Annotated in this window: 5 protein-coding genes; all 5 read right to left on the bottom strand. The window is 60.1% G+C overall.

Annotation, left to right across the window (positions count from 1 at the left end; genetic code table 11):
• On the bottom strand, positions 1–1,036 hold a 1,036-nt coding region (locus AC1DLB_RS18695; RefSeq protein ID WP_477785422.1), incomplete at its 3' end, for a mannuronate-specific alginate lyase.
• 11 nt (positions 1,037–1,047) lie between these two features.
• Positions 1,048–2,499, bottom strand: a complete 1,452-nt coding sequence (locus tag AC1DLB_RS18700) for an alginate O-acetyltransferase (protein ID WP_018927129.1) — start codon at positions 2,497–2,499, stop codon at positions 1,048–1,050.
• 10 nt (positions 2,500–2,509) lie between these two features.
• On the bottom strand, positions 2,510–4,111 hold the full coding sequence (algG, locus tag AC1DLB_RS18705) for a mannuronan 5-epimerase AlgG (protein WP_477743260.1): 1,602 nt from the start codon (positions 4,109–4,111) through the stop codon (positions 2,510–2,512).
• 26 nt (positions 4,112–4,137) lie between these two features.
• Complete coding sequence (locus AC1DLB_RS18710) at positions 4,138–5,625, bottom strand: alginate export family protein (RefSeq protein WP_018927127.1); 1,488 nt, start codon at positions 5,623–5,625, stop codon at positions 4,138–4,140.
• A partial coding sequence (locus AC1DLB_RS18715) for a tetratricopeptide repeat protein (RefSeq protein ID WP_477785423.1) occupies positions 5,622–6,084 on the bottom strand: 463 nt, incomplete at its 5' end. The genes AC1DLB_RS18710 and AC1DLB_RS18715, both read right to left, overlap by 4 nt.

Genomic DNA, 6,084 nt, shown 5'->3' on the forward strand with positions numbered 1-6,084 from the left:
GTTCCAGCACATTCGGCGCGCAGGTGTAGAGCGAGCAGAACGGTTCGAGCCAGGCGAATTTCGAGTCGATCTTGAGATCGGTCATGTCCTGGCCTTTACCGTTTTTCTTCTCGAATTGATCCGGGTCGTCCACGCCGGCCAGCACGCGATCACCCAGGCGTTTCAAGGCACCGTTGTTTTCCTGACGCAAATCCACACCGTTGGCCTGGGCGAAACTGGCGATCATCGCCAGCGGCGGCAGGGCATAGTTGTGGTAGGCGAGGGCGCGTTGCTGGCGCTTGAGTTCGTTAGGCAGGAAGCCTTGGGCATCGATCTGATTGGCGCCGACCTTGAATTCCTTCACGGCCCAGTCGAACAGGTCGCGGCGGTTGGTGGCGACCGACGTGGCCATCACCGACCAGGCGGCCCAATACGAGTGGTTGTTGGTCTGTTCGAGCGGCAGGTTGTCCCAATCGCTGACCACCTGATCGGCCATTTTGCTGAACCAGGCTTCAATCACCTGCGCTTGTTCCTGGTGGGTGGCCAGGGGATGCGAGTCAGAGAATTTCAGGCGGATATAGGACGACGCCATGCTGCCCAGCGCCCATTTGCGCATGGACTTGCCGGTGTGGTTGAAGTCCCTGGACATCAATGCATCGGCCTTGGCCCAGGCGGTCAACCAGTCGAGGGTGCATTCCAGTTGTTCCGGGCGACCGTCACGCATGAACTGCATCACTCGCTTGCTGGTGCCGCGCTCGATCTTGGTGATGTCGGCGGTGGTGTCGCGGAAGGCCTTTTCCGATTCCTCGTTCAGAGTCGAACGGGCCTTGTCGGAGCCTTCGTATTTGCTGCGAAACTGCAGGGCGCCGGTGTACGGCGTCGGCATTGCGTCGCAGCCTTCGCTCTTGTCGCCGGTCTTGAATTTATCCACAGGCGCAAAATACCCTTGAGGCGGGCGCAGTGGTGCGGCGGCCTGGGTGGCGCCAGCGAACATCGCCAAAGCCAGCAGGGAAGGCGCGAGTAACTGTTTCAAAGTTCGGGTTTGCATGCAGTTCATAAGAGCTAGCCTCATTGCCCGGCTTGAGCAGTACGCTGCCCGGTGCCGGAGAACACGTTACGTTTGCAGATTTTCGCCTCGACTTTCTGTGGCGCGGCACCTGGTGTTTCAGGCCCCTGGACTTCAACGGCCAGCAGATTCTGCGAGGCCCAGTCTTCGTCCGTGCGCAACTCGAAGGCGAAACGCCCGTCGGTTTCGGAGGTTTCCGGTTTCTCGATCTTGATGTCCTCATGACGCCCATTCATGTACCAGAGGGTGGCATGCAAGGTTTTCACCGACGTATCGGCGAAGCGGATGTCGACCTGGTGGTCGCTGTTGCGCAGGTCCAGGTTCTTGCTGTTGACCAACAGTTCGTTTTTGCCCGGCTTCACCATGGCGCTGCTGCTCATCTGTGCATCCTTGCCTTCGCAACCGTTGTCGAGCAGCGCCATCATCTGGCGGTAGATGGTTTCCTGGTCGAGGCGATAAAGCGGCGAGAACTCCCAGATGAGAATCTTCGGAGGCTTGGTCTGGAACTCCTGGCTGCCCAGGTACTGCAGCATCGAACCTTCCAGGCCACCGCCGGGGAATGCCACGTTGAGGATGTCGGCGCCGATGGCCTCTTCGAGGAAACCGGCGAAGTTGTAGTTCTTGCCACTGTGGCTGGTGCCGACCAGGGTGATTTCCGGGTTGCCGGATTCACCGAACAGATCGCCATCCGCTGCTTCGCCCTTGGGCTCGGTGGTGAACTGATCCATGTACTGGATCGCGTAGCTGGTGCCACAGAGTTGACCCGCCATGTTGTGTAACGTTCCGGTCTTGCCCATGCGACCCGACTTATGGGTCTCGAATTCACGCTTGGGAATGTCGGCGAAGGCCGGCAACTGCTTGACCTTCTCGGCGACGATCTTCGCGGTGCGCTGGGCGCCATACGGGGTCCAGTGCTGGTCGCCGCGGAAGTAGAAATCGTGGGCGGGCAGGGTGTCGGGCAGCGATTCGTTGGTCAGTGGTGACAGGTCGGGGACCACGTAGCCCATCTGCGCGAAGCGCCCGAGCATGGTCTTGTAGTTGGTCAGGGCCTTGTCGAAATCGTATTTGGCTTTTTCTTCCGGGTTCAGCTTGTTGCGGTTCACCAGGCCACGGGTCGGCTGGTAAACGATGACCAGCTCCACGCCTTTGCTCTTGAACGCATCGTGCAGTTGTTTCAGGCGTTTGTAGCCGGCGGGTGTGGTGTCGAACTCGGTGCGCAAGTCTTCTTGGGTACGGAACAGCCAGTCGCCCTGGGCCTGCACCAGCGTGGTGAAGTTCTGCTGATAGCGGGTGGTGTAGTTCTTCGGGTCGTGGGCTGCCGGGCACAGGCTGCAGCACGGCTCGGCGCTGAAGCTCGGTGCCTTGGCGTCTTCGGCACGCACGCCAGTGCTGGCCGCGAGAATACCCGCGGTCAGGGCCGACAGGCTGAGTAATTTGATCAAGTGTGGGTGCATAAAATTATCCTCAGTCCCGCATTTCGGTCTGGCGTTCGACAGGGTCGATCAGCACGGCTTTCTGCTGGCGCACCAGCAGGTCGAGAATTTCATCCTGACGCTCGCCGAGAATTCCCGAGAAGCTGATGCCGCTGGTTTTGGTCGGTGCGAGCATCGACACGCGATACAACTCCACGCTCAGCGGCGAGTCGATCGACAGCGGTCCGCTGCCGTTGGCAGCCAGTTCACCACCGACCACGATCAGCGACACTTCGGCATCGAACGGGTCGAGCTTGATGTCCCGGTCGGTGTCGCTCAGGTCTTTGATGTGCCCGTAGACACCGGTCAGGCCGTTGGCCATCGAGACGTTTTCGTACAGGCGAATGTTCACGCTGTTACGAATCCGGATGCCGTGACGCTTATTGCTGATCACCTTGTTGCCCCACAACAGGTTGTCGGCACTCTCGTAGAGGGTGATGCCGTCGGTGTGGTTCTTGTAGATCTCGTTGTAGGCGATCAGGTTGTTCACGCTGTTACGGTCGATCACCAGGCCCGACAGGTGGTTGTCGTAGCTGCGGTTGTTGAAGATGAAGCTGTCGTTGACCTCACGGGAAATAATGATCCCGTGCTTCTTCTTGGTACCGTACACCGTGTTGTCGGCGATGATCAGACCGTGGGAACGGTCATGGGGGTCGATGCCGTAGACGATGTTGTCTTTGTAGGTGTTGCCCTTGACCACGAAGTCGCGGGTTTCGTAGCAGTAGAAGCCGTACCACATGTCCGAGAACTCGGAGCCGACGATCCAGCCGGTCGGTTCAGGGCGCTTGAGCACCTTGGCCATGTTCGGCGTGTACTGGGAAATACTCACGCCGTAGGACTTACTGTTGGCGTAACCGAAACTGGCGATCTTGCTGTTGGCGATATAGGTCTCGGTGCCGCCCCAGGACAACAGGAACGGACGGAACTCCTTGGGCGACGAGAAGGCCGCCGGACCGTTGGCCTTCTCGCTCCAGCCGGTGATCTTGGTATCACGCACAAACAGCTGACCGTCGTTGACCAGGAATGAGCCGGCCTCTTGGGACAGGCGCAATTCCTGGGTCTGTTTGTCGATTTCCAGAATGCCGTGTCTGCCCACCACGATCGGCAACTTCGCCAGGAACACACCTGGCGACGTTTCGCTGAGGTACTGCTTGGGCAGCTTCTTGGTCAGGTCCTTGAGGTTCATGTAGCCGTCGTCGACGAAGATCGCCTGCGGGATGCCGTGCTGACGCACCACCCACTCGGCCATCTTGTTGTCGCCGCCGATGAAGTCCTTCAAGGCGTCTTCCTGCATCATCCGGCGTATGCTGATCTTGCCGGGCTTGGTGCGCACGATTTTCGCGGCAATGGCTTCGGCGGTGTAGCCAGAAGTGTCCGGCAGTTTCGGCTTGGCCAAGTCCAGCGGCGCGGTGGGTGCGCTGCTGACGGTGTAGGTCTTGGCCTGTTGCAGTCCTTTGGCTATGGTCGTCGGCTTGCTCTGCTGTTCAGGCTGGTGCACAGCCTTGACCGGTTCGACGGTGGCGAAGGCGGCTGTGCTGGCCAGYAGCAGCGCGCCGGCCAGCAGGCTGATCGAGCCTTTCTTGGCGCTGTTCATGTCGGGCACTCCCTTCGCGGTTTGCATCAGAAGCGCCAGATCACGTCGATAAACGCACGGTGCATGTACGAGTCGACTTCTTTGCCATAGGCATCGCCGGGCTTGAACACACCGCCACGGAACCGCACCAGGGCCGAAGGCTCATCGATCGACTGGCTCAACGCTGCCGGCAACAGGCCTTGCTTGAAGTACTTGGTGACCACCAGGTCCATTTCCTGACCGAGGTCCTTGTTGCCATCTTCCAGCGGCAGGGAGGTGCTGGAGAGGATCGCGCCGGTCGCGTCGTCGGTGTTGTTTTCAACAGCGTTGATGCCGTTGTTGCCCACCGGCTTGTTGCCGTCCACACGCCAGAACTTGTGGTAGATCAGGCTGGCGTCGTATTCGTCGTTGAGCATCCAGGAGCCGAACAGCGTAGCGGTCTGCATGTTGTTCATTTCGCCACGGAAGGCTTCGCCGAAACGGTGAACCCGCGAGCGAGTACCGGTGTAGTTCGAGCGGTTGCTTTCCAGGCCGTTCTGTTGGTACTCGGCGCTGGCGCGGGCATAGGCTGCACCGACTTGCCACTGCGGATCGAGACGCAGACGAACACCCAGGTCAGTAGCCCAGCCGTTCAGGTCTTCACCACGCTTGGCTTCTGCCGGGCGAGTGCCGTCGGCATTCAACGGGTTGACCGTGTCACGGTCGCCGTTCATGCCGGTGATGCTGCCCCAGTAATTGACGGTGTTGGTGTTGCGCCAGTTGTAGGCATCACTGTCGGCGGTGAGGCCGAGCCAGCTGATGTCGCCGTTCTGTTTCTTGTCCAGGGTATCGCCAGCCACGCCCGGCTCCGGATAGTCGAGCTTGCCGTTATCGTGGGTGTGATGACCGCGAATGCCGACCCAGTTACCGGGTGTCCACTGATACGCCGCATCGGCGTAGGCGTGCAGGCGATCCTTGTCTTTGGGGGACAGTTCTTTCAGGTCGGTGCGATATTCGCTGAAGCGTTCGGCGATACCGACGTTGGCGCGCAACAGGGTGGTGTCGAAGGTCCAGTTCAGGGCTTCGATGTTGGTGTCGCGCCATTGGCCGTCGTCGTTACGCAGGCGTTGGCGACCGAACTTGAGGATCTCGCCAGGGTAAGGCGTGAGGCCCTGGTAACCGACCCAGAACTCGCGCATCGCCAGGTAGTTTTTCCTGGTCTTGCGATCACCGCTGTCGGTGGTCTGGGTGCCGCTGTTGTCGGACTGTTGCAGGGTGTCGGTTTCGATGATGTCGGTGGACGTCACGGCCTGACCCATCGCGTAGGCGCTCCACGCGCCGCTTTCGCCATAGACCCAAGGGCGCAGGTCGAGGCCGACGCCGTTAACGTCGCCGCCACCGGCGGTGCCCAGGTCACTGTCGTTTTCGGACTGGCCGGTAACTTTGACTTCGAGACCGAAGTTCTTGTCTTCGGTCAGGGCCGCCAGGGTCGGGCACGACCACAGCAGGGCGAATGTCAGGCCAATACCGGCCTGCACGAATGGATTGAGTTTCATAGGGATTCCTCGCCGTCTTCTTCTTGCAAAGCGTGCAGTTCCAGCGTGTCCGGACTCACGGTGCTACGAATGGCTTGCTCTTGTTTGAGCAGGCGTTGGGCCTCGGCCAGCCGGTCAGGCGGCAGTTGCGCTTCGAGTGTTTGCGCAAGCTCAGTGGCTTGCGGGGTGTCTTGAGCCTTGGCCAATTGGCTGAAGACGTAAGCGTTGACCGGGTCGGGCCGGGTGCCCTTGCCTTGGGAGAACAGTTGGGCGATGGCGAAATCGGCGCTGTTCTGGCCGTTGCGCGCAGCGGTCAGCAGGTGATCCAGGGCTTTCTGCGGATAGACCTTGCCCAGGTAACCGCGACGGTAAATCTGGCCGAGGTAGTAATCGGCGGCGACTTCCCGGCCGAGGGCTTTCTTGAAGTGCTCTTCGGCGACCTTGGCGTCGGCCGGCACCATCTTGCCTTCGTAGTAGAGC

It is taken from the genome of Pseudomonas sp. 05N434 (genome assembly GCF_056396965.1).